The organism is Nonomuraea typhae, from assembly GCF_009760925.1.
Taxonomy (GTDB): domain Bacteria; phylum Actinomycetota; class Actinomycetes; order Streptosporangiales; family Streptosporangiaceae; genus Nonomuraea; species Nonomuraea typhae.
In genome coordinates this window covers 2308-28226 of sequence record NZ_VRLV01000004.1, presented here as the reverse complement: position 1 = coordinate 28226, position 25919 = coordinate 2308, and the positions used below count along the sequence as shown (strand labels likewise).

Genomic DNA, 25919 nt, shown 5'->3' with positions numbered 1-25919 from the left:
CAACCCCGCCGGTGCACAGAGGCTCGCCGTACTGAGGCAAATGTCCCACCCGTCCCAGAGGTCACGGGGCCTCGAAGGCGGCCTGCATGGCGGCGACCCGGTCGGCCAGTTCCTTGACCGCCTCGCGCAGCCCGTCGTCGTCGGGAATGTTCCGCGCCAGCGCCGCGAGCTGCTCCTCCACCGCCTTCAGCCGCTCGGAGAACGTGGTCTGAGGGTTCAGCAGGGCCGCCTGCTCCTGCAGGATGCGGGTCTTGCGCGACAACTCGATGAACACCGCGACCTTGCTCCGCAGCACCCACGGGTCGAAGGGCTTGGTGATGTAGTCCACCGCCCCGACGGCGTAGCCGCGGAAGGCGGCGCCCGAGCCGGTGTCGGTGCCGGTCAGGAAGATGATGGGCACGTCGCGGGTCTGGTCGAGGCGTTTGATGTGGGCGGCCGTCTCGAAGCCGTCCATGCCGGGCATCAGCACGTCCAGGAGCACCACGGCGAAGTCGTGGCGGAGCATCAGCTTCATGGCCTCCTGCCCGGACCCGGCCTTGAACAGGTGCTGCTGCAACGGGCGCAGCACCGCCTCCAGGGCGACGAGGCTCTCCACCTTGTCGTCCACCAGCAGGATCTTCACCGGGCGGTTCACGGCGCCTCCTCCTCCACGGCCCGCTCACCGGCCAGCCAGCCGCGCATCACCTCCAGGAGGTGGTCCAGGTCCACGGGTTTGGGCACGTAGTCGGAGGCGCCGCAGGCGATGGTCTTCTCGCGGTCGCCGGGCATGGCCTTGGCCGTCAGCGCGATGATGGGCAGGCCGGCGAAGCGCGGCATCTGGCGCACCACGCCCAGCGTCTCGTAGCCGTCCATCTCCGGCATCATCACGTCCATGAGCACCAGCGCGATCTTCTCCTCGCGTTCCAGCACCTCGATGCCCTCCCGGCCGTTCTCCGCGTAGATGACCTCCATGCCCAGGCGGCCCAGCACGTGGGTGAGGGAGTAGACGTTGCGGATGTCGTCGTCGACGATCAGCACCCGGCGCCCGGCGAACGCCGCGTCCACAGGACCGTCGGCCAGCTCACTCAGGCGCACGTCGGGGTGCCACAGGTCGTCGCCGCCGTCGCTGAGCGGCCACTCGGCCTGCTGCGGGGCGGCGCGCGGCGCCACGGCCCTGCGCGGCGGCGGCTCGGCCGGCCGCTCCGGCTCCTTCCCGGGTACGGCGGCGCCGGTCTGCTCACCGGGACCGGCGGCCGCCGGGCACACGGCGGGCACGTACAGCGTGAACGTGCTCCCCCTGTCCAGCTCGCTGATCGCGTGGATCTGGCCGCCGAGCAGCCGGGCGATCTCACTGCTGATCGACAGGCCGAGGCCGGTCCCGCCGTACTTGCGGCTGGTGGTGCCGTCGGCCTGCTGGAAGGCGCCGAAGATGGCGGGCAGTTTGTCGGCGGCGATGCCGATGCCGGTGTCGCTGACCGCGAAGGCGATCACGTCTCCGGCGGCGGCGGGCACGTCCTCGCCGCCGAACTCGAAGGCCCCGGCGTTGGAGACCTCCAGGCGCACCTCGCCGGCGCCGGTGAACTTGACCGCGTTCGACAGCAGGTTGCGCAGGATCTGCTGCAGGCGGCGCTCGTCGTTGAACAGCTCGCACGGCACCCCGGGCCGCACCTGGATCTCGAAGGTGAGGCCGCGGTCCACGGTCAGCGGGCGGAAGGTGGCATCCACGTAGTCGAGCAGTTTGCTGAGCGCCAGGGTCTCCGGGCGCACGTCCATGCGGCCGGCCTCGATCTTGGACAGGTCGAGGATGTCGTTGATGAGCTGGAGCAGGTCGCTGCCCGCGTTGTGGATGGTGGTGGCGAACTCGACCTCCTGCTCCGACAGGTTGCCTTCGGGGTTGTCGGCCAGCAGCCGGGCCAGGATGAGCAGGCTGTTGAGCGGGGTGCGCAGCTCGTGGGACATGTTGGCCAGGAACTCCGACTTGTAGCGGGAGGAGGTGGCCAGCAGGTGGGCCTTCTCCTCCAGGGCCGCGTTGGATCTGCGGAGTTCGGCCTGCTGGCGTTGCAGTTCGTCGGAACGGCCCTGCAACTGCTGGGCCAGGCGCTGGGACTCCGACAGCAGCGACTCGGTGCGGGCGTTGGCGATGATCGTGTTGATCGCCACGCCGATCGTGACCACGAACTGGTCGAAGAAGGCCAGGTGGACCTCGCTGAACCGGCTGAACGAGGCCAGCTCGACCACGCCCAGCACCTTGTCCTCGAACAGGATCGGCAGCACGACCACGCTGGCCGGGGCGGCCTCGCCGAGCCCGGTGTGGACCTTGATGTAGCCGGTGGGCACGTCCTCCAGGAGGATGCGCTTCTTCTCCAGGGCGGCCTGGCGGATGAGGCCGGGGCCCTCCGTGCCCGGATCGGGGAGCACGTCTCTGTCGTGGGCCGCGCCGTACCCGGCGATGAAGGCGAGCGAGCCGTCACGCGCGTCGAGGTCGGCCAGGTAGAACGCGCCGAACTGGGCGCTGACCAGCGGGGTGAGCTCGCGCAGGATGAGGTCGGCGACCTCGACGAGGTCGCGGTGGCCCTGCATGAGCCCGGCGATGCGGGCGAGGTTGGACTCCAGCCAGTCCTTGGCGCGGGTGGTCTCGCGCAGGTTGGCGACCATGAGGTTGACGTTGTCCTTGAGCTCGGCCACCTCGCCCTTGACCTCGAGGCTGATGCTGCGGCTGAGGTCGCCCTGGGCCACGGCGCTGGCCACCTCGGCGATGGCGCGGACCTGGGTGGTGAGGTTTCCGGCCAGTTCGTTGACGTTCTTGGTGAGGCGTTCCCAGGTGCCGTAGACGCCTTCGACCTCGGCCTGGCCGCCCAGGCGCCCTTCCGAGCCGACCTCGCGGGCCACGCGGGTGACCTCGGAGGAGAACGACGACAGTGTGTCGACCATGGTGTTGATCGTGGTCTTGAGTTCGAGGATCTCGCCGCGGGCGTCCACGTCGATCTTCTTGGACAGGTCGCCGTTGGCCACGGCCGTGGCCACCTGGGCGATGTTGCGCACCTGGGAGGTGAGGTTGGAGGCCATGAAGTTGACGTTGTCGGTCAGGTCCTTCCACACCCCGGACACGCCGCGCACCTGGGCCTGACCGCCGAGGCTGCCTTCGGTGCCGACCTCGCGGGCCACGCGGGTGACCTCGTCGGCGAAGGCGGACAGCTGGTCGACGGTGGTGTTGATGGTGTCCTTGAGCTGGAGGATCTCGCCGCGGGCGTCCACGGTGATCTTCTTGGACAGGTCGCCGTTGGCGATGGCGGTGGTGACGACGGCGATGCTGCGGACCTGGGAGGTGAGGTTGGAGGCCATGAAGTTGACGTTGTCGGTCAGGTCCTTCCACACCCCGGACACGCCGCGCACCTGGGCCTGACCGCCGAGCCGTCCCTCGGTGCCGACCTCGCGCGCCACCCGGGTCACCTCGGCGGCGAAGGCCGACAGCTGGTCCACCATCGTGTTGACGGTGTCCTTGAGCTGCAGGATCTCCCCACGCGCATCGACGGTGATCTTCTTGGACAGGTCGCCTTCCGCGATGCCGGTGGTCACCTGGGCGATGTTGCGCACCTGGGAGGTGAGGTTGTCGGCCATGAAGTTGACGTTGTCGGTCAGGTCCTTCCAGACGCCGGAGACGCCCTTGACCACCGCCCGCCCGCCGAGCTGCCCCTCCGTGCCCACCTCGCGGGCCACCCGGGTGACCTCGTCGGCGAAGGAGGAGAGCTGGTCGACCATGGTGTTGATGGTGTTGGTGAGCTCCAGGATCTCGCCCTTCACCTCGACGGTGATCTTCCGCGTCAGGTCGCCCTGGGCGACGGCGGTGGCCACCTGGGCGATCGAGCGCACCTGCGTGGTGAGGTTGTCGGCCATGAAGTTGACGTTGTCGGTGAGGTCCTTCCAGACCCCGGACACGCCGCGCACCTGGGCCTGACCGCCGAGCCGTCCCTCGGTGCCGACCTCGCGCGCCACCCGGGTCACCTCGGCGGCGAAGGCCGACAGCTGGTCCACCATCGTGTTGACGGTGTCCTTGAGCTGCAGGATCTCGCCCTTCACGTCAACGGTGATCTTCCGCGAGAGGTCACCCTGCGCCACCGCCGTGGCCACGGTCGCGATGTCGCGCACCTGCGTGGTCAGGTTCGAGGCCATGAAGTTGACGTTGTCGGTCAGGTCCTTCCAGACGCCGGAGACACCCTTGACCACCGCCCGCCCGCCGAGCTGCCCCTCCGTGCCCACCTCCCTGGCCACCCGGGTCACCTCGTCGGCGAAGGCGGACAGCTGGTCGACCATGGTGTTGATCGTGTCCTTCATCTGAAGGATCTCGCCGCGGGCGTCGACGGTGATCTTCTTGGACAGGTCGCCGTTGGCCACCGCGGTGGTGATCTGGGCGATCGAGCGCACCTGGGAGGTGAGGTTGTCGGCCATGAAGTTGACGTTGTCGGTGAGGTCCTTCCAGGTGCCGGAGACCCCGCGCACGTCGGCCCGCCCGCCGAGCTGCCCCTCGGTGCCGACCTCCCTGGCCACCCGGGTCACCTCGCTGGCGAAGGCCGACAGCTGATCCACCATCGTGTTGATCGTGTCCTTGAGCTGAAGGATCTCCCCACGCGCATCAACAGTGATCTTCCGCGACAGGTCACCCTGCGCCACCGCCGTCGTCACCTGCGCGATCGAGCGCACCTGCGTCGTCAGATTCGAGGCCATGAAGTTGACGTTGTCGGTGAGGTCCTTCCAGGTGCCCGAGACGCCCTTCACGTCGGCCCGCCCGCCGAGCTGCCCCTCCGTGCCCACCTCGCGGGCCACCCGGGTCACCTCGCTGGCGAAGGCCGACAGCTGATCCACCATCGTGTTGATCGTGTCCTTGAGCTGAAGGATCTCCCCACGCGCATCAACAGTGATCTTCCGCGACAGGTCACCCTGCGCCACCGCCGTCGTCACCTGCGCGATCGAGCGCACCTGCGTCGTCAGATTCGAGGCCATGAAGTTGACGTTGTCCGTGAGGTCCTTCCAGACCCCGCTCATCCCCCGCACCTGAGCCTGGATCCCCAGCCGCCCCTCGGTGCCGACCTCCCTGGCCACCCGGGTCACCTCGTCGGCGAAGGCCGACAGCTGATCCACCATCGTGTTGACGGTCAGCTTGAGCTCCAGCAGCTCACCGGTGGCCTCGACCGTGACCTGCCGGGTCAGATCGCCCCTGGCCACCGCGGTGGTCACCACCGCGATGTCGCGCACCTGCGCGGTCAGCCGCCCGGCCATGGCGTTGACCGCCTCGGTCACGTCCCGCCAGCTCCCCTGCATGCCCTGGACGTTGGCCCGCCCGCCGAGCCGCCCCTCGGTGCCCACCTCGCGTGCCACCCGCGTGACCTCGCCGGAGAACAACGCGAGCTGGTCGACCATGCGGTTGACCGCCTTGCCCATCAGCCGCAGCCCGCCCCGCAGCGGCCGGTTGCCCTCCTGGAGATCGACCCGCTGCGACAGGTCGCCGTCGGCCACGGCGTTGAGCACGCGGGTGGCCTTGGCGGCCGGGATCACCAGCGCGTCGATGAGCGAGTTGACCGCGGTGACGTTCGCCGCCCACCCGCCGGTGCCCAGGCTGGGGCTGACCCGCTCGTCGAGGTGCCCCTGCCTGGCCACTTCGGTCCGGACCCTGGCCAGCTCCCTCGACAGGTGCTCGTTGCGCTCGACGACCTGGTTGACGGCGATCGCCAGCTCGGCCAGGACGGGGTCGTCCGGCACCGCCAGCCGGGTGCGGAAGTTGCCGTCGCGCAGGCTGTGCAGGGCGACGAGTAACGGGCGCAATTCCGCGATTTGGAACGCTCCAGGACCGAGGGGTACGTCCATCTGCCCGACCATCTTCACAAGTGGAGGTATGAACCGTGCTAAGTCTGCCACCCTGAGAGTGACGGAACTGCCACATCGAGTGATGTTCTAGGAAGACACGTGGACAGCACGCGGGTTATGAGCACGGCTTTCGCCGGAACTCCCCAGGCCCCCGCAGCGGCGCGCCGATTCGTGCGCGACACCCTGGCCGAGTGGCACCTCAGCCACGTCGAGGCCGACGCGGTGCTGCTGACCAGCGAACTCGTCACCAACGCCGTGGTCCACGCGGGCACGGCGGTCGAGCTGACCTGCCGCCTCGACGCGGCCGCCGCGCCGCCACGCCTGGAGATCCAGGTCGACGACCGCCACCCCCTGCGGACCGTCCCGCCGCCGGCCGCGGGCCGGGGGCTGACCCTGGCCGAGACGCTGGCCGACGCCTGGGGCGTGACGTACTCCCGCACGGCCAAGCGCGTCTGGGTGCGCATCGACCTCATGGACGACACCGGCACGAAGGGTACGGCGGGGCCGCCCGTCTCCGCCCCGGCCGTCGCCGCCGCCCCGGTGGAGTCGCTGCGCGTGGCGGTGATCGTGGCCGACTCCGATGGCCGGGTGCTGTCGTGGAGCCCGGAAGCCGAGGAGCTGCTGGGCCGTACGGCGGGCGAGGCGGCCGGGATGACGCTCGGCGAGCTGGTGGCCTGGCGCGGCGACGGCCGCTACACGCTCACCCTGGACGACACGCTCGACCTGGGCCGCTGGCACGGCGAGTCGCGCATGCGGCACGCCGACGGCCGGTTGATCCCGGTGTACGTCTCCCACCTGCGCACCGGCGGCCGGGCGGGCGATCGCCGGGTGGTGTGGATGGTCGTGGCCGAGGCGCACCGCTACGTCCTGACCCCGCCGCCCGCGCCGTTGAAACGCGAGACCGGTGGCCGGATCCGGGAGGTGCTGGCCGGTGCCCGCCCGTTGCCGGAGCGGCTGCGGGCAGCCGCCGCGGTCGTCCAGGCGTCCTCCTCCGCGGACGCCGCGTACGTGCTGGTCAGGAGCGAGGACGGCGAGGGTTTCGCGGTGGCGGGAGGCGCGGGGGCGACCGCCGGGCTCGTGGGCGTCCTGGGGGCGGGAGCGACCACCGGGCTCGTGGGCGTCCTGGGGGCGGGAGCGACCACCGGGCTCGTGGGCATCCTGGGGGCGGGCGTGTTCTCGCGCACCGGGCCGAGCATGGTGGACGACCTGCTGGCCACCGACGTGGAGCTGGCCCGGCGGCTCGGCGCAAGGTCGCTGGCCTGCGCGCCGCTGAAGGCGGGCGACGAGGTCAAGGGCTACCTGGTGGTGACCGCGGCCGAGCCGGGGCGCTTCGACAGCGGGCTGGCCGCGGGGCTGCAGCACGTGGCCGACCAGGTCGCCCGGCACGTGGAGCGGGAGCGGCTGGCCGAGCGCGAGCGGGCCTGCCGCGGCAGGCTGTCGTTCCTGGCCGAGGCGGGCGAGCTGCTGGCCGGGGTGCACGACGAGAATCTGATCGCGGCGCTGGCGGCGCAGCTCGTGGTGCCGAAGATCGCCCAGTGGGCGGCCGTGTATCTGACCGGGCTGTCGGGGACGACCCGGCTGGCCCACGTCTGGCACGCGGAGGAGCGGCACAACGCCGAACTGCGCCGGGCGCTGCCGGCCGTACCCCAGCAGGAGCTGGGCGCGGCCGACTGGCCGCCGGGCGCGGCGACGGTGTTGTCGTTCCCGCTGCTGACCGAGAGCCGCTCGCACGGCGCGCTGGTGATCGGCCGGGCCGAGCCGCTGCTCTCCCGCGAGCTGGCCGGCCTGATGGCGGACCTGTGCCGGCTGGTGGCCCTCAACCTGCACACCGCGATGCTCTACGCCCGCCAGGAGACCACCTCGCGGGTGCTGCAGCGCAGCCTGCTGCCGGTGCGCGCGCCCGCGATCCCCGGGCTGGAGTCGGCGGTGATCTACGAGCCGGCCGAGGAGGGCGCGGCCGTCGGCGGCGACTTCTACGACCTGTTCGCGGTCGGTGACCGATGGTGGTTCGCGCTCGGGGACGTGTGCGGCAGCGGTCCCGAGGCCGCGGCGGCGACCGGCCTGGCCCGCCACGCCGTACGGCTGCTGGCCAAGGAGGGCTACGCGGTGGCGGCGATCCTCGACCGGCTCAACGGCACGCTGATCGACGAGGCGGACGAGGGCAGGTTCCTGAGCCTGCTGCTCGGCGAGCTGACGCCGCTGCCCACGGGCGGCGCGCGGTGCGCGATCGCCGCGGCCGGGCATCCGCCGCCGCTGATGCTGGGCGCGGACGGCGCGGTGGAGGCGGTGGCCTCCTCCCAGCTCCTGCTGGGGATCGCGGACGGCGCGGAGTTCTACGACGAGACCTTCGAGCTGGCCGCGGACGACGTGCTGCTGTGCGTGACCGACGGGGTGACCGAACGGCGGGAGGGCAACCGGTTGCTGGACGACGACGGCGGCCTGTCGCTGCTGCTGGCCACGTGCGCGGGGCTGAGCGCCCACGCCGTCGCCGAGCGGGTACGGCTGGCCGTCGCCGCCTTCTCCGCCGAGCCGTCCCGCGACGACGTGGCGGTGCTGGTGCTGAAGGCGGTCAGCGGGTGAAGCGGTAGGTGGTGCTCGACTCCACCCGTTCCCCGGGACGCAGCACGGTCGTGGGGAAGTGCGGCTGGTTGGGCGAGTCGGGGAAGTGCTGGGTCTCCAGGCAGAACCCCGAGAACGGCCCGTACGGCGTGGCCGCCGGATCCAGCATGCCGCCGGCGTAGAACTGCACGCCCGGTTCGGTGGTGGTGACCTCCATGGCCAGTCCGGAACCGGGTTCGACGACCCGGATACGGCCGTCGAGCACGAAGCAGTGGTCGTAGGCCGCGCCGTACCTCTCGCCGATCGCGACCGGCGTGGTGAAGTCGAACGGCGTGTCCCGCACGGGCGCGAGCTCGCCCGTGGGGATCTTGCCCGCGTCGACGGGCAGGTAGCGGTGGGCGTCCATCTGGAGGACGTGGCCGCGGATGTCGCCGCCGCCGGCGAGGTTGAAGTAGGTGTGGTTGGTGAGGTTGACGACGGTCGGGGCGTCGGTCACGGCCGTGTAGGCGAGGTGGAGGGCGTCGCCGTCGAGGGTGTAGGTGACCGTGGCGGTGAGCCTGCCGGGGTAGCCCTGGTCGCCGTCGGGGCTGGTCAGGCTGAGGGTGACGGAGTCCGGGGAGGTGGCGGCGACGGTCCAGTCCTGCTTGTCGAAGCCCTTGGTGCCGCCGTGGAGGCTGTTGGCGCCGTTGTTGACGGGCAGCTGGTAGGTGGTGCCGTCGAGGGTGAAGCGGCCGGCGGCGATGCGGTTGGCGTAGCGGCCGACGACGGCGCCGAAGTAGCGGCTGCGGGTGAGGTAGTCGGCCGGCTCGTCCAGGCCGAGCACCACGTTGACGCCCTCGACCTCCAGCGACTGCAGGACGGCGCCGTAAGGCAGCACGCGGGCGCGCAGCGCGCCGGACGACAGCTCGATCATCTGTGGGCCTCTCCGGTGGATTCGCGGACGATCAGCGAGGTGGGCAGCGTGACGGAGGCGCCGGCGTCGTCCATGAGCAGGTCCACGGCGGCGCGGCCGGCGGCCGGCGCGGGCATGGCCACGGTGGTGAGCTTGGGCCGGTTGAGCCGTCCGGGCAGGATGTCGTCCACGCCGATCACGCTTACGTCGCCGGGCACGTGAACGCCGAGCCCGGCCAGGCCCTCGATGAGGCCGAGCGCGACCAGGTCGTTGTAGGCGAGCACGCCGGTGGCGCCGGAGTCCGCGACGGCCTGCGCGGCGGCCAGGCCGCCCTGCGCGGTGGGCTGGTTGGGGCCGATGACGGGCACGCCGGTCGCGGCGGCGCGCATCTGCTCGCTGGTCCAGGATCCGGCGGGGCCGCCGACGTAGGCCAGGCGGGTGTGGCCGAGGCCGCGCAGGTGCTCCAGCGCGAGCCGGGCGCCCTGGGCGACGTCCATCAGGACGCAGGGCAGGCCCTCGATCTCGCGGTTGACCACGACGAAGGGGACGTCCTCCGCCAGCCGCACGATCGTGTCGTTGGCCAGGCGGGGGCTGCACAGCAGCACGCCGTCCACCTGCTTGGCGAGCGTGCGGATCAGCTCTTCCTCGGTCGCGGGATCCTCGTCGGTGTCGGCGACGAAGACGTGGTAGTCGTGGGTTCTGGCGTGTCCCTGGGCGGCCTTGATGAGGGGCGGGAAGAACGGGTTGGCGATGTCGGCGACGATCAGGCCGAGGTTCATCGTGCGGCCGGTGGTCAGCGCGCGGGCGGCCCGGTTGGGGCGGTAGCCGAGCTGGTCGGCGGCGGCCAGGACGCGGTCGCGGGTGGCCTGGTTCACCAGGTGGGGGGCGGAGAAGCTGCGGGAGACCGTGGAGACGTGCACGCCCGAGGCGCGGGCCACGTCCCTGATCGTCACCGTCATGAGCCCTCCCCCTGCAAACGGTTGCTCCACAAACCTTGACGGCAACGATGGCGAGCGTCAAGGTCATTGCAAACGGTTGCTTTCGTGGTGGCGACGAGGTGCTTGAGGAGTGACGATGACGCGAACGCTCGTGACGGGGAGCGCGGGCAGGCTCGGCCGCAGCGTGGTGACCGCCCTGGCCGCCGCGGGCCACGAGGTGATCGGCATCGACCGGGCGCCGGGCACCCCGCCCCAGGCCGCCGCCACGATGCCCGCCGACCTGACCGACCTGGGCGAGGCGTTCGAGGTGATGACCCGCTTCCGGCCCGACTCCGTCGTCCACCTGGCCGCGATCGCCGTGCCGTTCAGCAGGAGCGACGCGGTCACCTTCCGGGTCAACACCCAGCTCGCCTTCAACGTCTGCGAGAGCGCGGTCCGCTCCGGCGTCGAGCGCGTCGTGGTCGCCAGCAGCCCCACCGTGATCGGGTACGGCACGCCCGGCTGGACCCCGTCGTACCTGCCGATCGACGAGGACCACCCCCTGGCCCCGTGGAACGCCTACGGCCTGTCCAAGCAGGTCGCCGAGGAGGTCGTGCGGTCGTACGCGCGCACGGCCGGGACCCGGCTGGCGGTCTTCCGCCCCTGCTACGTCGTGGCGCCCGAGGAGTGGGAGGGGGCGCCCACGCAGCAGGGCCACACGATGGCCGAGCGCCTGGACCGGCCGGAACTGGCCGGGGTCTCGCTGTTCAACTACATCGACGCCCGTGACGCCGCCGCGTTCGTCCAGGCGCTGCTGGACGGGCTGCCGCGCATCCCCAACGGCGAGGTCTTCTTCGCCGGCGCCGCCGACGCCCTCACCCGCGAGCCGCTGTCCGAAGTCCTGCCCAAGGTGGTCCCCTCGACCTCCGGCCTGGCCGACTCGCTGGGCGACGTGGTGTTCTCCTGCAAGAAGGCCGAACGGCTGCTCGGCTGGCGGGCCGCCCGGTCGTGGCGCACGGAGCTGCGCGCATGATCACCGACGTCGCCGTCACGCCGCACACCGTCCCGCTCCCCCGGCCGTGGGGGGCGGACGTGCCGGTCAACCACGTGCTCAAGGTCGAGGTACGGCTGGCCGACGGCAGCACCGGCACCGGCTTCTCCTGGACTCCCCAGATCGGCGCGCATGCCGTACGAGCCCTGCTCGAGCACGACGTGCGCGACTTCGTCATCGGCCTCCCGCCCGACCCCGGCGTGGTCTGGGATCTGCTCTGGCGGCACCTGCGCGAGGCGGGCGGGGGCGGGCTGACCACGATCGCGATGGCCGGGATCGACCTCGCGCTGTGGGACCTGCGCTGCGGTACGGCGAGCCTCGCCGACGTCCTCGGACGGCGGCGCGCCTCGGTTCCCGTGTACGGCAGCGGCGTGAACCTCCACTACACCGACGCCGAACTCGTCGAGCAGGCCGGGCGGTGGAAGGCGGCCGGGTACCCCGGGGTGAAGGTGAAGGTCGGGCGGCCCTCGCTCGCCGAGGACGTGCGGCGGGTGGCGGCGGTGCGGGAGGTGATCGGGCCGGAGGCGCTTCTGATGGTCGACGCCAACCAGCGCTGGGACCTTCCTTCCGCGCGGCGGGCCGTCGCGGCGCTGGCCGAGTTCGGGTTGTACTGGGTAGAGGAGCCGCTGCCCGCCGACGACATCTCGGGGCAGGCGCGGCTGCGGGAGTCCGTCTCGGTGCCGGTCGCGGTGGGTGAGAGCGCGTATACCGTGCACGACTTCCGGGATCTGGTGGTGGCGGGGGCCTGTGACGTGGTCCAGCCGAACGTGGTGCGGGTGGGGGGTGTCACGCCGCTGATGCGGATCGCGGAGCTGGCCCGGACATTCGGGGTGCCGACATTTCCGCATTTGCTGCCGGAGGTTTCCGGGCAGATCGCTATGGCGTTGCCGCTGCCTTGCATGGTTGAGGAGGTGGAGGACGCCTCCTTCGCCGCGCTGGGGGTGCTGGCGGAGCCGTACCCGGTCGAGATCAAGGACGGCGTGCTGACCACGACCGGGGTCCGCGGGCTGGGATTGTCCCTGCCCTGAGCCCCCTGCCCAAGCCGCCCTCACCAGGGCTCACCCACCCAAGCCCTCCCTCACCAGGGTTCGCCCAGGGGGCGGAGGGTGAACATGCCGCCGGCGCGGTCGTGAAGCGGGTCGGTGAGGTCCGGCTCGCCCTGCTCGGCCAGCAGCGGCCCGGCGTGGGCCTCCGAGTCGTCCGCCGAGACGTACCCGATCGCCTGGGCCTCCCCCAACGACCACCATCGCCGGGCATTGTCGGAAACGCCCCACACCACGTGGTATCCGGGCGCGACCATCGCGCACTCCACCAGCCGGGCCAGGTCGCCGGGTGAGATCCAGGTGGCCAGGCCACGGGTGTCGCCTGAGCGCTCGTTGCAGGTGCCGAGGCGGATCACGGTGACGTTCATGCCGAACCGGTCGTGGTACAGGCTGCCCAGCGCCTCCATGACGACCTTGCTCACCCCGTACAGCGTGTCGGGCCGGGGGAAGGCGTAGTCGGCCAGGTCCTCTCCGGTGATCGGGCGGGTGTGGAATCCGGCGGCGTGGTGGCTGCCGACCAGGACGGCCTGCCGTACCCCTTCCTTGAGCGCCGCCTCCATGAGCGCGTAGGTCCCGTTGATGTTGGCCTGGACGATGTCGGCCCACGGGTGCTCGCGGCTCTGACCGCCCAGGTGGAGGACGGCGTCCACGCCTTTCGTGGCCGTCTCGAGCGCGGCGGCGTCGTTGAGGTCGGCGGGGACGAACTCCTCGCCGGGGGCGAGGTCGGTGATCGGGGTCAGGTCGGTCAGGCGGACGATGCGGTCCGGGCGGGCCAGGAGGGGGCGCAGGAGCGTGCCTACCTTGCCGGCGGCGCCGGTGACGAGGATGCGCATGGAGATGTTGTACACAACTCTGATCGAAATTCACATCCTTGAATATTGACCACAGCATGCGCGCGTCGTTACGTTCACATGAATCCGTTCCACATTCAAAGCAGACGTCCACATACGTGAACAGGAGGCGGTCTGATGTCACGCAACCTGATCGGGGCCGGCGTTGCCATGGCTCTGGCCGTAACAGCGGTGGGTTGTGGATCACCATCAGGCTCCGGCGGCGGCGGAGACGCGCTGGAGATCTGGATCCGCCAGGTGCCCAACTCCCCCTCGCACAAGACGGCCCAGAAATTCGTGGCGGAGTTCGAGAAGGCGACCGGCGTCAAAACCAAGCTCGTCTCGCTCTTCGACGACTTCGAGACCAAGCTCCAGCAGCAGGCCCAGGCCAAGGACCTGCCGGACGTGGTCATCAACGACACCGCCCGCCTGGGCAACATGCAGCACCAGGGCTGGCTGCGCGAGGTCGACAAGGCCAAGCTCGCCGGTCAGGACAAGGTCACCGAACTGGCGTGGAAGGCCGCCACGGCCGGCGACGGCAAGTATTACGCGGCGCCGTTCTCCGCCCAGTCGTTCGCCCTGATCATCCGCAAGGACTGGCGGGAGAAGCTGGGCATGGAGCCTCCCCAGACCTGGGACGAGCTGGCCAAACTGGCCAAGGCGTTCACCGAGAAGGACCCCGACGGCGACGGCACGGCCAACACCTACGGCTTCGTCGCCCCGGCCGGCACCAAGCGCGGCTACGCCTCCTGGTACGTCTCCTCGCTCGTCTACGCCAACGGCGGCGACTTCATCAAGGCCAACGGCGGCGGCAAGTTCTCCTCCGCGGTCACCGACCCCAAGACCGTCGAGGCGGTCAAGTGGATGCAGGAGCAGTTCTGCACCGCCAAGACCGTCAACCCCGGCGCGGTCAGCAACGACACGACCGTCACCCACACCGTCTTCGAGAAGGGCCAGGGCGGCATCTACCTGGTCGGCCCCTACGTCCTGGCCCGGTTCGTCAAGAGCGTGGGCGATGACAAGATCGAGGTCGTCCAGGTGCCGAAGGGCCCGTCGGGCGGCCCCGGCACCCTCGGCGAGGGCGAGAACGTCTACCTGATGGCCGGCTCCAAGAAGGAGCCCGACCAGCAGAAGTTCGCCGAGTACGCCATCTCCGCCGCCGGCCAGAAAATCGGCATGAACGGCGACAACGAGGGCCCGATCGTCCGCCTGCCCATCAACAAGGACGTGGACCTCGGCGCCGAGCGCAAGGACCCGCGCTGGAAGGTCTTCGCCGACGCCTACCCGACCGCCGTCTACACGCCGCCGGTGCCGGACTGGACCCCGTTCCGCCAGAAGGCCGCCGACGCGATCAACGCCGCGTGGGCCGACTGCGCCAAGGACGTCAAAACCACGCTGGACGGCCTCAACACCACCTTCACCGCGGAACTGACGACCCAGAAAGCGTCATGACCACCACCCTGTCGCCCCCGCGCACGGGGACCGAGCCGCGCCGCCGCCACAAGCGGGTACGGCGGCGCGGCGCGCTGGTCCCCTGGTTGTTCCTGGCACCGGCACTGCTGCTGTTCCTGTACTTCAAGTTCATCCCGATCTTCGTGATGATGCGGGACAGCTTCTTCGAGGTCCGCCCCTTCCTGGGCAACCGGTGGGTGGGCGTGGAGAACTACCAGACCGCCCTCACCGACAGCGCGTTCACCTCGGCCATGTGGCACAGCGCCGTCCTGGCCCTCGGCACCACGGTCGGCTCGATCGTGCTCGGGCTGATGCTGGCGCTGCTGGTCGAGGGGCCCGCCCGCTATCTGTGGTTTGTCCGCACCGCGGCGTTCCTCCCGGTCGTGACCACGATCGCGGCGGTGGCCGAGGTGTGGCGGATCATGTACCACCCCGGCCCCGACGGCCTGCTCAACACCGTCGCCGGCTGGGTCGGCATCGGGCCCATGTCGTTCCTGTCCAGCGAGGACAGCTCGCTGTGGTCGATCATGGGCATGATGATCTGGCGCGGCGCGCCGTACGACATGATGATCTTCGTCGCCGGGCTGGTCGGCGTGGACCGCACCCTCTACGAGGCGGCGGCCGTGGACGGCGCGACCGTCTGGCAGCGGTTCTGGCGCGTGACCCTGCCGGCGCTGCGGCCGGTCTTCTGGATCCTGTTCACGCTGGCGGCCATCCGCGGGCTGCGCGTGTTCGTCGAGGTCTACGTGCTCACGAACGGCGGGCCGAACGGGTCGTCCGAGGTGCTCATGACGCTGATCTACAAGGAAGGGCTGCAGAACAACCGGTTCGGGCTGGCTTCTGCCGCCTCGGTCCTGCTGTTCCTGGCGACGCTTCTGCTCACCGTGATCGTCCAGGTACTCCGGAGAAGGCAGGCGGCGCGATGAGGTTCGACTCCACGCTGGGGCTGGAGAGCAAACGTGGCCCCCTGGCCATCACCCTCAAGACGCTCCTGTACGCGGCCATCGTCATCGTCTTCCTGGGCCCGCTGGTCGGCCTGCTGATCAACGCGTTCGGCGCGGTGCCGGACCCGACCCGGTTCTCCCTGCCCGACACCTTCTCCCTGGACAACTTCATCCAGGCCGGCAACCGCAAGGTCTTCCTGTACCTGCTGAACTCGTTCGTGGTCGTGGGCCTGGGGCTCCTGCTGCAGATGGTGGTCAGCGTCTTCGCCGCCTACGCGCTGGCCCGCAAGAGGTTCCGCGGGATGACGATCGTGCTGCTGCTCATGCTGGTCACGATGATGATCCCGGAGGAGGTCATCGTGCTGCCGCTGTCGGCGGTGCTGGGCGAGCTGCCGGTCTTCGGCACCCGGCTCATCGGCACCTACGCCGGGATGATCCTGCCGATCGGCGCCTGGGGGTTCTCGATCCTGGTGATGACCGAGTTCATGAAGGAGGTGCCGATCGAGCTGGAGGAGGCGGCCAGGATCGACGGCGCCGGGGAGATGCGCACGTTCTTCACGATCATCCTGCCGCTGTGCCGGCCCGCGATCGGCGTGATCGGGGTGTTCGGCTTCACCATGATCTGGGACCAGTACGTGCTGCCGCTCATCGTGGCCACCGATTCCGACCAGTGGACGCTGCCCATCGCGCTGCGTTCGCTGCGCTCCGACGAGGAGGTCGGCATCGGCGTGTTGCTGGCGGCGTCCCTGCTGGCGCTGCTGCCGTCGATCATCGCGTTCCTGGCGTTCCAGCGGCAGTTCATGCGCGGCCTTACCAGCGGTGCCATCAAGGGTTAACTGTCCATGTATATGAACGCCATCCAATATCCTGGACCGCATGGAGTCCTCGATGGTCAAGTCAGCAGAGCGAACAGTGCGCATCCTGGAGACACTGGCCGCGTCCCCGGATCGCCTCTCCCTGTCGGACCTGCAACGGCAGACCGGCTTCCCGCGCAGCAGCCTGCACGCCCTGATGCGCACCCTGGTCGAGCTCAACTGGGTCGAGACCGACAGCGCCAAGGCCGCCTTCGGCATCGGCCCCCACGCCCTGCTGACCGGCACCGCCTACCTGGACAAGGACCTGGCGCTGCCGTACGCGCTGGAGACGCTCGACGACCTGCGCGACGAGATCGGCCACACGGTGCACTTCGCCCGGCGCGACGGCGCGCACGTGCTCTATCTGGCCACCCGCGAGGGCCGCAGCGCCCACCGCGTGATCCCGCGCGTAGGCCGCCGCCTGCCCGCCCACGTCACCGCGCTCGGCCAGGCGATGCTCGCCCAGCTGACCTTCGACGAGGTCATGTCCGTGCTCCCCGACGAACTCGTCCGCTTCACCCCGGACACGATCACCGATCACGCGCGGCTGGCCAGGGAGCTGGAGGACGTTCGCACACGTGGATGGGCGCTCGAATGCGAGCAGGGCACCCCCGGTGTGCAGTGCGTCGCGGTCGTGGTCGATTACCGCATCCCCGCGACCGATGCCATCAGCTGCTCGATGCCCGCCAACCTGGACGACTCCCTGGTCGACAAGGTCATCGACGCCATGACCCGCCACACCCGCAAACTGACTGCCACCCTGCGCAGGGAGGGCATCCGCTAGAAAGGACCGTTCATGCGTCTTGATGGTGTTCTCTTCTTCCCGGTGACCCCGTTCGGGCCCGACGGCGACGTGGCCGAGGCGGTCCTGGCCGAACACGTCGCACGAGGGGTCTCGGCCGGAGCGGGAGGAGTGTTCACCGCGTGCGGCACCGGCGAGTTCAACGCCCTCGACCTGGCCGACTACACGCGGGTCGTCAAGACGAGCGTCACGGCGACGGCGGGCGGAGTGCCCGTCTTCTCCGGAGCGGGCGGCGTCTCCGCCCGCGCCTTCGCCCGGGCCGCGGCGGAAAGCGGCGCCGACGGACTCCTGCTGTTCCCGCCCTACCTCGTCTCCTCCCCCACCCAGGGCCTCATCCGCTACGTCCAGGACGTGGCCGCGGAGACGGACCTCCCCGTCATCGTCTACCAGCGCGGCACCGCCCGCTTCACCCCCGAGGCTGTCGCCGAACTCGCCGCCCTCCCCAACGTCATCGGCTTCAAAGACGGACTGGGCGACATCGACCTGCTCCAGCGCATCATCCTGACCGTACGGCAGGCGGTCGACCGCGAGTTCACCTTCTTCAACGGCCTCCCGACCGCCGAACTGACCGTGCCCGCCTACCGGGGCCTCGGCGTCACCCTGTACTCCAGCGCCGTCTTCGCCTTCGCCCCCGAGGTCGCGCTCGCCTTCTACAAGGCCGTGACCAGCGGAGACGACGACCTCACCCGGGCTCTGCTGACCCGCTTCTACCTTCCCCTGGTACGGCTGCGCGACACCCAGCCCGGCTACGCCGTCTCCCTCGTCAAGGCAGGCGTACGGCTGAGCGGCCTGGACGTGGGCGGGGTCCGGTTGCCGCTGGTGGATCCAAGCCCGGAGCACGTGGCCGAACTGGAGCGGATCATCGCGGCGGGGCGTGAGCTCGCGGGGGCCTGATGCCCGATCTGCCGGGGCCGTGCTGACAGCTCGGCCCGAGGCGCGCAGTTTTTCGCCGAGACGGCGCGACAACCCACTGGGACGTGCGGGGATCGACGCGCGGGCCGACGGCGGAGCGCGGGCCGACGCCAGAGCGCGAGGCGATGCCAGAGCGCGAGGCGATGCCAGAGCGCGAGGCGATGCCAGAGCGCGAGGCGATGCCAGAGCGCGAGGCGATGCCAGAGCGCGAGGCGATGCCAGAGCGCGAGGCGATGCCAGAGCGCGAGGCGATCCCTCAACCGGGAGCGATCCCGACATCCTCGCCCAGGATGCGCACAAAGCCCGAGGGCGATGCTCCTCAGGCTCCTGGGTGGTGCCTCTCTTGGGCTCCGGGGTCATAACCCTCTTGGGCTCCCGGAGTGGTGCTGAAATCCCCGGGGCAGGCGCTCGCTCGGGCTCCCGCCCCGGTGATTCCCCCCATGGTGTCGGCTACGGCCCCGCCGCCGGGAACGACCGCCCGGCGGCGGGCGGGCTTACACGCGTTGCCAGAGGGCGGGCACGTTGGGCGGTTCCCAGCCGGCCTGGGAGGTGTGCGGCTGGAGGCACCGGTAAGTGGCGCCGCCGTAGGTCACGGTCGCCCCGGCGGTATAGGCCGTACCGGGGGCCCATGACCCGCCCGGCGGGGTCGTCGTGGGCGTGGGGGTCGGCGAGCCGGTGGGGGTGGGCTGGCCCGCCACGTTGAGGACGAAGTCGAAGGTGCCCTCACGCCGCCCGTTGACCGTCCGTATGGTCATCAGCAGCCGCGGGTCGAAGATCGTGTCGGTGTTGTTGCGCGGTTCGCCGGGGAAGTACAGCTGAGTGGTCAGCACGGGCCGGTTGGGCGCCTGCGCCTTGACGTGGATGTGCCGGGTGCGGCCGGGGTAGAGGCCGGGAACGATCGTGGTGAGCTGGTAGCGGCCCTGGGCGTCGGTGAACTGGTGGCCGCGGAAGTTGAAGCCGCGGTTGTCGTAGTTGCCGTTGGTGTCGCACTGCCAGAAGTCGAGCAGGACGTTGGCGAGCGGCTGGCAGGCGAGGCCGAAAACGAAACCGCTGACGACGAGCGGGGTGCCGGAGCCCGGCAAGGTGCTGCGCCGTGGCGAGTTGGGTTTGAAGTAGGGACCTTCTGTCTGCGGGATCGTCGGGTCATCGCCGTCCTCGCAGAAAGGCGTCGGCTCGAGCGGTCCGCCCTCAGCCCATACGGTGCGGGCCAGGGCAGGCGCCCCCGTCGCAAGCAGCGGCACCGGTGCGGCGATGAATGCTGCTTTGAGAAGGGTCTTGCGGGAGATTGCGGGAGTGGTTCCCTCTTCTTCCATGGGGTTCTCCTTGTCAGAGTTAGCCCCAAGGTCGCATCACGGACATACGCGGATAACCCTTCAGATCTCTATAACGTTCGCTTATGTCAATGTTCAAATCTGAACAACACTGCCATATGGCAAAACCTGCCGGAAAAGGAGCGCCCGCATGCCGTACCCGCTCGAACCCACCCCCGAGGACGCGCACGCCATGGGCCTGGCCGCGCTGGAGTTCGCGGAAGCCTACGTCGGCAAGCTCGCCGACCTGCCCGCCAGCGTCCTCGACGACGCCCACCAGCTAGCCGCCGACCTGCGCGAACCCGCCCCCGAACACGGCCGGCCCTTCCCTGAGCTCCTGGACACGGTCGCCAGAGGCGCCGCCTCCGGCGTGACCACCGCCGGTCCCGGCTACCTGGCCTACATCCCGGGCGGCGGCTTATACGCCTCCGTCCTGGCGACCTTCCTGGCCGCCGCCGCCAATAAATACGTCACCGTCTGGAGCATCGCACCCGCGTTCGCCCAGTTGGAGGCCACCGCGATCCGATGGCTCTGCGACCTGTTCGACTATCCGGCGACGGCCCGCGGCATCCTGACCTCGGGCGGCTCCCTGGCCAACTTCTCCGCCATCGCCACCGCCCGAGCCGCCCTGCTCCCCGAAAACTTCCTCTCCGGCACCATCTACGTAACCGCCCAAACCCACGCCTCATGCGCCAAGGCCGCAAAGCTCGCCGGATTCCCCCCGGCGAACACCCGCCCCGTACCCACCCTCGACACCCTCGCCATGAACCCCGCCGCGCTCGAGGCCATGATCGAAGAAGACCGCCGGGCAGGCAGACAGCCCTTCCTCGTGATCGGCACCGCCGGAACCACCAACACCGGCGCCATCGACCCCCTGCACGAGGTAGGACAGGTGGCCCGCCGCCACGCCCTCTGGTTCCACGTGGATGCGGCCTACGGCGGACCGTTCCAGCTCACCGAACGCGGCCGAGCCGCCTTCCACGGCATCGAGACCGCAGACTCGATCACGCTGGATCCGCACAAGGCCATGTTCCTGCCGTACGGCACCGGCGCCCTGCTCGTCCGCGACGGCACCCGGCTCCGTGCCGCCCACCACGTGGGCGCCGACTACCTCCAGGATCTCGACGCCGAAGAAGACATCCCCAATTTCACCGAATACTCCCCCGAACTCACCCGCCGCTGCCGGGGCCTGGGACTCTGGCTGCCCATCAAACTCCACGGCCTGTCCGCCTTCCGCAACGCGCTGGACGAAAAGCTGGATCTGGCCAGATTCGCCTACACCGAACTGGTCACCGCAGGCTTCGAAGCCCCCTGGGAACCACCCCTGAGCACAGTGGCCTTCCGCCTGCCGTCAACCGACTCGGCCAACCAGAACCTCCTGCGCCGGGTGAATGCCAGCGGCCGCGTATTCATCTCCAGCACGCTGATCAACGGACGGTTCTTCCTGCGCCTGTCCATCGTCAGCCACCGCACTCATCGCGACCGGGTGGAAGAAGCCCTCCGCATCATCGGCCACGCCTAACCACCAAACCCCGCTCATCTCTCAGACCCGCGTTCTGCCCAGCCCGCGATCGCGACCCGCCGGCGCCCCGGCGGATCGCCACCACCCGAGATCTCGCCCCTACAGATGCCCGTCGATCCGCTGCGGAACCCCCAGCGGATTCTCATCCCGCAACTCCAGCGGCAGCAGTTCCTCCGGCCAGTCCTGATAGGCGGTCGGAGCCAGCCAGCGGTCGATCGCGGTCGCCCCGACGGAGGTGTGGGCGGGGTTGGTCGACGCCGGCCAGGGCCCGGAGTGGTGCATGGCCCAGCAGACGGCGACCCCGGTGGGCCACCCGTTCCAGATGAGCCGCCCGGCCTTGCGCCGCAGCACGTCGGCGACCGGTACGGCTTCCTCGGGCGCGGTAGCGTGCACGGTCGCGGTGAGTGACCCTTCGAGCTGGTCGAGTACGGCCAGCAGCCCCGGCATGTCCCGATAGGTCACGACAATGGAGGCAGGCCCGAAACACTCCTCGGCGATCCTGGGCAACTTGTCGGCGAATCTTCCGATATCGGTGACGAAGACCTTGGGCGTCACCGCCCAGGCCCCCTCCCCCGCCTTCCCCTCGGCCAGCAGGGGCAGCTCGGCGAGCCGCTCCACCCCGCTCAGATACCCGTCCCGGATCCGCTCGCCCAGCATCGGCCCACCGGTCGTCTCCCTGACCGCCACCGCCAGCTGATCCAGCAGCCCGGGCTCGTCCGGCACGAACAGCAGCCCCGGATTCGTACAGAACTGCCCCACCCCCAGCGTCAGCGAGGCCGCGAACCCTCCGGCCACCGCCCCGGCGTCCGCCGACGGCAGCACCACGACCGGGTTGACGCTGCCCAGCTCACCGAAGAACGGGATGGGCGTCTCCCGTCCGTCGATCAGCGCCTGGATGGCCCGGCCTCCGGCGACCGATCCGGTGAACCCGGCCGCCACGACCTCCGCGTGCCGCACCAGCTCCGCGCCGGCCTCCAGCCCGTGCACCAGCCCCAGCAGGCCGGCGGACGGCAGCGCGCCGCGCACCACCTCGGCCACCCGCTCCGACGTAGCCGGATGCCCGGGATGCGCCTTGACGACGACCGGGCAACCCGCCGCGAGCGCCGAGGCGGTGTCACCACCGGCCACGGAGAACGCGAAGGGGAAGTTGCTCGCCGCGAAGACCGCCACGACGCCGGGCAACGGGTGTTTCATCCGCCGCACGTCGGGCCGGGGCGGAGTCAGCGACGGCTCCGCATGGTCGATGATCGCCTCCATATGCCCGCCGTCCCGGATGACCTGGGCGAACAGCCGGAACTGCCCCGCCGTACGCGCGACCTCGCCGCGCAGGCGCACCTCACCCAGCGCGGTCTCGCGGTCGGCGATCCGCCAGAGCTCGTCCACGTGCGCAGCCAGGGCGTCGGCCACCGCTTCGAGCACCTGCGCCCGCTCGCGCGCGGGGGTGGCGCGCCACCCGGGGGCAGCCGCGCCCGCCGCCTTCACGGCCGCGTCGACGCCGGCCGCGTCCGTCTCGGGCAGCGCCTCGCCCACGGCCGCGCCGGTTCTCGGGTCATGTCCATAGATCATCGAGCGACCTCCCAGTGCAATATCACACTTCACAATCTATCGCTTGACACTCCCTCGAGGCGATTCTTACAGTTGCGGCACCTGTCCACAAATCTGGCTCTTGTTCACATATATGGACGGCGGTTATATGATCATCCGGGAGATCCGTGTCACGCCTGTCGCCTTCCGAGACCCGCCGCTGCTGAACGCCGCCGGCGTCCACGAACCGTGGGCACTACGCACCATCGTCGAGGTGGTCACCGAGGACGGCCTGACCGGCCTCGGCGAAACCTACGGCGACCTGGGGCACCTCGAGAAGGTCCGCGAGTGCGCGCAAGCCCTCGTCGGCATGGACGTGCACCACACCAACCGGATCTACTCCCGGATCAGGTCACTCGTCGGCGACGTCGTCAGCGACCTCCATGGTCTGACCGGCATGTCCACCAAAGAGAAGAGCATCGACCGCGTCTACTCCCCCTTCGAAGTCGCCTTCCTCGACATCCGCGGCAAAGCGGCCGACGTCCCCGTCTGCGACCTGCTGGGGGGCCGCGTCCGGGACGCCGTGCCGTACAGCGCCTATCTCTTCTACAAGTGGGCCGCCCACCCGGGCGGCGAGCCCGACCGCTTCGGCGCCGCGCTCGACCCCGCGGGCCTGGTGGAGCAGGCGGCCCTGCTCATCAAGGAGTACGGCTTCCGCTCCATCAAACTCAAAGGCGGCGTCTTCCCCCCGGAACACGAGATAGCCGCGATCCGCGCACTGCACGAGGCGTTCCCCGGCGTCCCGCTCCGGCTGGACCCGAACACGGCCTGGAGCCCGGAAACCTCCGTGCGGGTGGCGGAGGAACTCGGCGACGTCCTGCAATACCTGGAAGACCCATGCCCCGAAATTCCCGGCATGGCGGAGACAGCCCAGAGCCTCAAGTCCCGAAATATCACCACAAAGCTCGCCACCAACATGTGCGTCGTCACCCCTGAACACCTCCCGCCGGCCATCGCCTCCAACGCCATCCAGGTCCTGCTGCTGGACCACCACTACTGGGGCGGACTGGCCCGCTCCGCCCAGGTGGCCGCCCTGTGCGGCACGTTCGGCCTGGACCTGTCCATGCACTCCAACTCGCACCTCGGCATCAGCCTCGCCGCCATGACCCACCTGGCCGCCGCCACGCCCAACCTCACCTACGCCTGCGACACCCACACCCCATGGCAGGACGGCCAGGACGTCGTCAGCCCCGGCGCCCTGCGCTTCGTCGACGGCGCCGTCCCCGTCCCCAGCGGCGCCGGGCTGGGCGTGGAACTCGACCGTGACGCGTTGGCCGTCATGCACGAGCAGTACCTGCGCTGCGGCATCACCTCCCGCGACGACACCGGCTACATACGCCGCTTCGAACCCGGCTTCACCGTCAAGCGAGCCGCCTGGTGACCTCCAGCCCCGTTTTCCCGCCTGAATCCCGGGAGACTCCGCCCCGAACTCTTCATCGCTCGTCCCGGAACGCCCGCCCGGTAGCCGCAACCACCCCAGCCAGCCGGAACGCCCGCGCCTTAGCCGCAACCACCCCAGCCAGCCGGAACACCTGCCCCCTAGCCGCAACCACCCCAGCCAAGAGAGCCACCCGGTGAACATCGCCTACCTCTACCCCTGGGACATCGTCGGCGACCCGGCGGCCCCCGACCGCATCGCGGCCCTCGGGGTCGACGCCGTGGCCCTGGCCGCCGCGTACCACTCCACCCGTGCCGCCACGCCGTACCACCCAGACCACCGCGTCCTTGAGGTGCCCCATTCGGCCCTCTACCTCCCGATCCGCCCAGAGGCATGGGGCACCCTGAAACCCGCCTCTCCCACCTGGACACCACCCGACGCGTACCTCCGGGCCCAGGACGCCCTGCGCGCCACCGGCCTCAAGGTCCTGGCCTGGACGGTCCTGACCCACAACTCCTACCTGGGCACATCCCACCCCGAGGTAACGGTCCGCAACGCCTTCGCCGACCCCTACACCCACGCCCTTTGCCCCGCCCACCCCGAGGTCCTGGACTACTGCGAACGCCTGGTCCGCGAAATCCTCACCGTCGCCCGCCCCGACGGCCTGATCCTCGAAGCCTGCGGCCCCCTGGGCTACGGCCACCAGAACATGCACGAAAAGACCGCCGGCGCCGACTGGAACGGCCCGCTGTCAGACCTTCTGTCCCTCTGCTTCTGTACGGCATGCGCCAACCGCTACCCGGATGGCACCCGGGAGCACATCCGTCACCTCATCGACACCGCATCCCCGGTCGCCTCGATGGAGGAGGCCCTGGGCGCCCGTACCCAGGTGATCAAGGATGTGCGCCTGTCACTCTCGGCAACTCTCCGCCAACGCCTGATCACCGTCTCCCGCACGGTCTCCCCCAAAATCCCGATCACCCTCCACGCCAACCCCGACCCCTGGGCCGCCGGCGCCTTCGCCGCCCTGCCCTACGGCGAACCCGGCGCGGACGTGCTGGTCGGCAACTGCTGGGGCACACCTCGCACCGATGCGGACCGCCTCACCACCCTGGCCACCATGGCCGCCTCGAGGCCCGGGGCTCCCAACCGCCCCAGCCACACCCAGCGCATAGGCGCCTACGTCCTCACCCTGCCACCCCGCCCGGCCGACGCTCAGGTCCTGGCCGACCAGATGGCCACCTACGCGAAGGCGGGTGCCACGGAGTTCCACCTGTACCACGCCGGCCTGGCCTCCCCCGCCCGCCTGACCGCCCTCCGCACAGCCCTCACCAGCCAGGCCCCGCCCCAGCGCTGACCTTTGCCCGGACCGGTATGAGCCAACACCCATCACATCCCCCTCCCCAGCCCCGCGACCACGAACCCAGCCGACGACACGGCCGAACCGTTGAGGCGACCATCACAACCGAGCCCGCAGCGGCTGCGCCCAGCCGGCCCTTTCCCGGCACTTCGACCTGCCCAACCACGACGGAGCCCCCAGGACAGGAGCAGCTCCACGTTCGCGGCCCAGCCGAGCGTCAGCCGGACCACCACCGTGACCACGTGGGCGGTTCGCGCGCCAGCGGTTGGACGGCCTGACCGACGAGCCGCTGCCCCGGGGTGCCGGGTTCGATCTCAGACGCGCAGGTGCAGGAGGGGTGGTGCGCTGTGGCGGACACCTGGAGGAGGTGCCCGCCGGCTCGACCCGCTGGGTCCAAGCGGGAACCGGCCCACACAGTCGGCCTGTCACCCGCTAGCTTGCTGTTCACGCTCAAGTCCTCCCACGAACGTCCGCCACGACGGAAACTCAGCCTGCGAGGTTGCAGGTAGAAAAGCCGCCACATGGCGAGAGCCCGGCCACCGACACGCCAGGACCCTCACACCGCGCCAGGTCTTTCGATCCGATCGAGCATCGACTGCGCGGCTGCCACCAGCGTCGCGGAACCACACAGGCGGCAGCCCCCCCGTTCGGGGGGGGCAGCAGCCGCAAGC

Annotated in this window: 18 protein-coding genes; 11 read left to right on the top strand and 7 right to left on the bottom strand. The window is 70.2% G+C overall.

What is annotated here, in order from left to right; translation table 11 throughout:
* Positions 1 to 61: 61 nt before the first annotated feature.
* Positions 62 to 634, bottom strand: a complete 573-nt coding sequence (locus FVE25_RS16030; protein ID WP_157247748.1) for a response regulator — start codon at positions 632 to 634, stop codon at positions 62 to 64.
* The gene (locus FVE25_RS16025; protein ID WP_157247747.1) at positions 631 to 5838 is read right to left on the bottom strand and encodes a HAMP domain-containing protein; all 5208 of its coding nucleotides are present in this window, start codon (positions 5836 to 5838) and stop codon (positions 631 to 633) included. Before FVE25_RS16025 ends, FVE25_RS16030 begins: the two co-directional genes overlap by 4 nt.
* Before the next feature lie 117 nt (positions 5839 to 5955).
* On the opposite strand from FVE25_RS16025, the gene FVE25_RS56270 reads away from it, so the two are divergent.
* Positions 5956 to 8418: a SpoIIE family protein phosphatase gene (locus tag FVE25_RS56270; protein ID WP_157247746.1), complete on the top strand. Its 2463-nt coding sequence runs from the start codon at positions 5956 to 5958 to the stop codon at positions 8416 to 8418.
* Here FVE25_RS56270 and FVE25_RS16015 read toward each other — a convergent pair.
* Positions 8408 to 9310: an aldose epimerase family protein gene (locus FVE25_RS16015; RefSeq protein ID WP_157247745.1), complete on the bottom strand. Its 903-nt coding sequence runs from the start codon at positions 9308 to 9310 to the stop codon at positions 8408 to 8410. The two genes, FVE25_RS56270 and FVE25_RS16015, sit on opposite strands and share 11 nt — an antisense overlap.
* Positions 9307 to 10248, bottom strand: coding sequence for a LacI family DNA-binding transcriptional regulator (locus tag FVE25_RS16010; RefSeq protein WP_157247744.1), 942 nt, complete (start codon positions 10246 to 10248; stop codon positions 9307 to 9309). The genes FVE25_RS16015 and FVE25_RS16010 overlap by 4 nt, the downstream gene beginning before the upstream one ends.
* 115 nt (positions 10249 to 10363) lie before the next feature.
* On the opposite strand from FVE25_RS16010, the gene FVE25_RS16005 reads away from it, so the two are divergent.
* Together FVE25_RS16005 and FVE25_RS16000 are read left to right on the top strand one after the other, a co-directional pair.
* Positions 10364 to 11239 (top strand): NAD-dependent epimerase/dehydratase family protein, encoded by an 876-nt coding sequence (locus FVE25_RS16005; protein ID WP_157247743.1) that lies wholly within the window; start codon positions 10364 to 10366, stop codon positions 11237 to 11239.
* A complete protein-coding gene (locus FVE25_RS16000) occupies positions 11236 to 12285 on the top strand; it encodes a mandelate racemase/muconate lactonizing enzyme family protein (RefSeq protein ID WP_157247742.1) in 1050 nt (349 codons plus the stop codon). The genes FVE25_RS16005 and FVE25_RS16000 overlap by 4 nt, the downstream gene beginning before the upstream one ends.
* A gap of 50 nt (positions 12286 to 12335) precedes the next feature.
* Here FVE25_RS16000 and FVE25_RS15995 read toward each other — a convergent pair whose 3' ends face one another.
* On the bottom strand, positions 12336 to 13133 hold the full coding sequence (locus tag FVE25_RS15995; RefSeq protein WP_157247741.1) for an NAD-dependent epimerase/dehydratase family protein: 798 nt from the start codon (positions 13131 to 13133) through the stop codon (positions 12336 to 12338).
* A 135-nt stretch (positions 13134 to 13268) separates the two neighbouring features.
* Here FVE25_RS15995 and FVE25_RS15990 point away from each other — a divergent pair, with 135 nt between their 5' ends.
* From FVE25_RS15990 to FVE25_RS15970, 5 genes are read left to right on the top strand one after another with little or no spacing between them, the layout of a single operon-like run.
* On the top strand, positions 13269 to 14582 hold the full coding sequence (locus FVE25_RS15990; protein WP_157247740.1) for an ABC transporter substrate-binding protein: 1314 nt from the start codon (positions 13269 to 13271) through the stop codon (positions 14580 to 14582).
* Entirely contained in the window at positions 14579 to 15508 is a 930-nt protein-coding gene (locus FVE25_RS15985) for a carbohydrate ABC transporter permease (protein ID WP_157247739.1), read from the top strand. The genes FVE25_RS15990 and FVE25_RS15985 overlap by 4 nt, the downstream gene beginning before the upstream one ends.
* Positions 15505 to 16362, top strand: a complete 858-nt coding sequence (locus FVE25_RS15980; RefSeq protein ID WP_157247738.1) for a carbohydrate ABC transporter permease — start codon at positions 15505 to 15507, stop codon at positions 16360 to 16362. The genes FVE25_RS15985 and FVE25_RS15980 overlap by 4 nt, the downstream gene beginning before the upstream one ends.
* Positions 16363 to 16402: 40 nt before the next feature.
* A complete protein-coding gene (locus tag FVE25_RS15975) occupies positions 16403 to 17164 on the top strand; it encodes an IclR family transcriptional regulator (RefSeq protein ID WP_157247737.1) in 762 nt (253 codons plus the stop codon).
* 12 nt (positions 17165 to 17176) lie between these two features.
* Positions 17177 to 18076 (top strand): 5-dehydro-4-deoxyglucarate dehydratase, encoded by a 900-nt coding sequence (locus tag FVE25_RS15970; RefSeq protein ID WP_157247736.1) that lies wholly within the window; start codon positions 17177 to 17179, stop codon positions 18074 to 18076.
* A gap of 512 nt (positions 18077 to 18588) precedes the next feature.
* Here the strand turns inward: FVE25_RS15970 and FVE25_RS15965 are convergent.
* Positions 18589 to 19407 carry a dioxygenase family protein gene (locus FVE25_RS15965; protein ID WP_157247735.1) on the bottom strand — a complete coding sequence of 273 codons (819 nt, stop codon included), beginning with the start codon at positions 19405 to 19407 and terminating at the stop codon, positions 18589 to 18591.
* Positions 19408 to 19555: 148 nt separating this feature from the next.
* Here FVE25_RS15965 and FVE25_RS15960 point away from each other — a divergent pair, with 148 nt between their 5' ends.
* On the top strand, positions 19556 to 20926 hold the full coding sequence (locus FVE25_RS15960; protein ID WP_157247734.1) for a pyridoxal phosphate-dependent decarboxylase family protein: 1371 nt from the start codon (positions 19556 to 19558) through the stop codon (positions 20924 to 20926).
* Between the two features lie 99 nt (positions 20927 to 21025).
* Here the strand turns inward: FVE25_RS15960 and FVE25_RS15955 are convergent, their stop codons facing one another.
* Positions 21026 to 22492, bottom strand: a complete 1467-nt coding sequence (locus tag FVE25_RS15955; protein ID WP_157247733.1) for an aldehyde dehydrogenase (NADP(+)) — start codon at positions 22490 to 22492, stop codon at positions 21026 to 21028.
* Positions 22493 to 22604: 112 nt separating this feature from the next.
* Here FVE25_RS15955 and FVE25_RS15950 point away from each other — a divergent pair, with 112 nt between their 5' ends.
* Positions 22605 to 23891, top strand: coding sequence for a glucarate dehydratase family protein (locus FVE25_RS15950; RefSeq protein ID WP_246267085.1), 1287 nt, complete (start codon positions 22605 to 22607; stop codon positions 23889 to 23891).
* Positions 23892 to 24084: 193 nt separating this feature from the next.
* Entirely contained in the window at positions 24085 to 25245 is a 1161-nt protein-coding gene (locus FVE25_RS15945; protein ID WP_157247732.1) for an alpha-amylase family protein, read from the top strand.
* Positions 25246 to 25919: the final 674 nt, after the last annotated feature.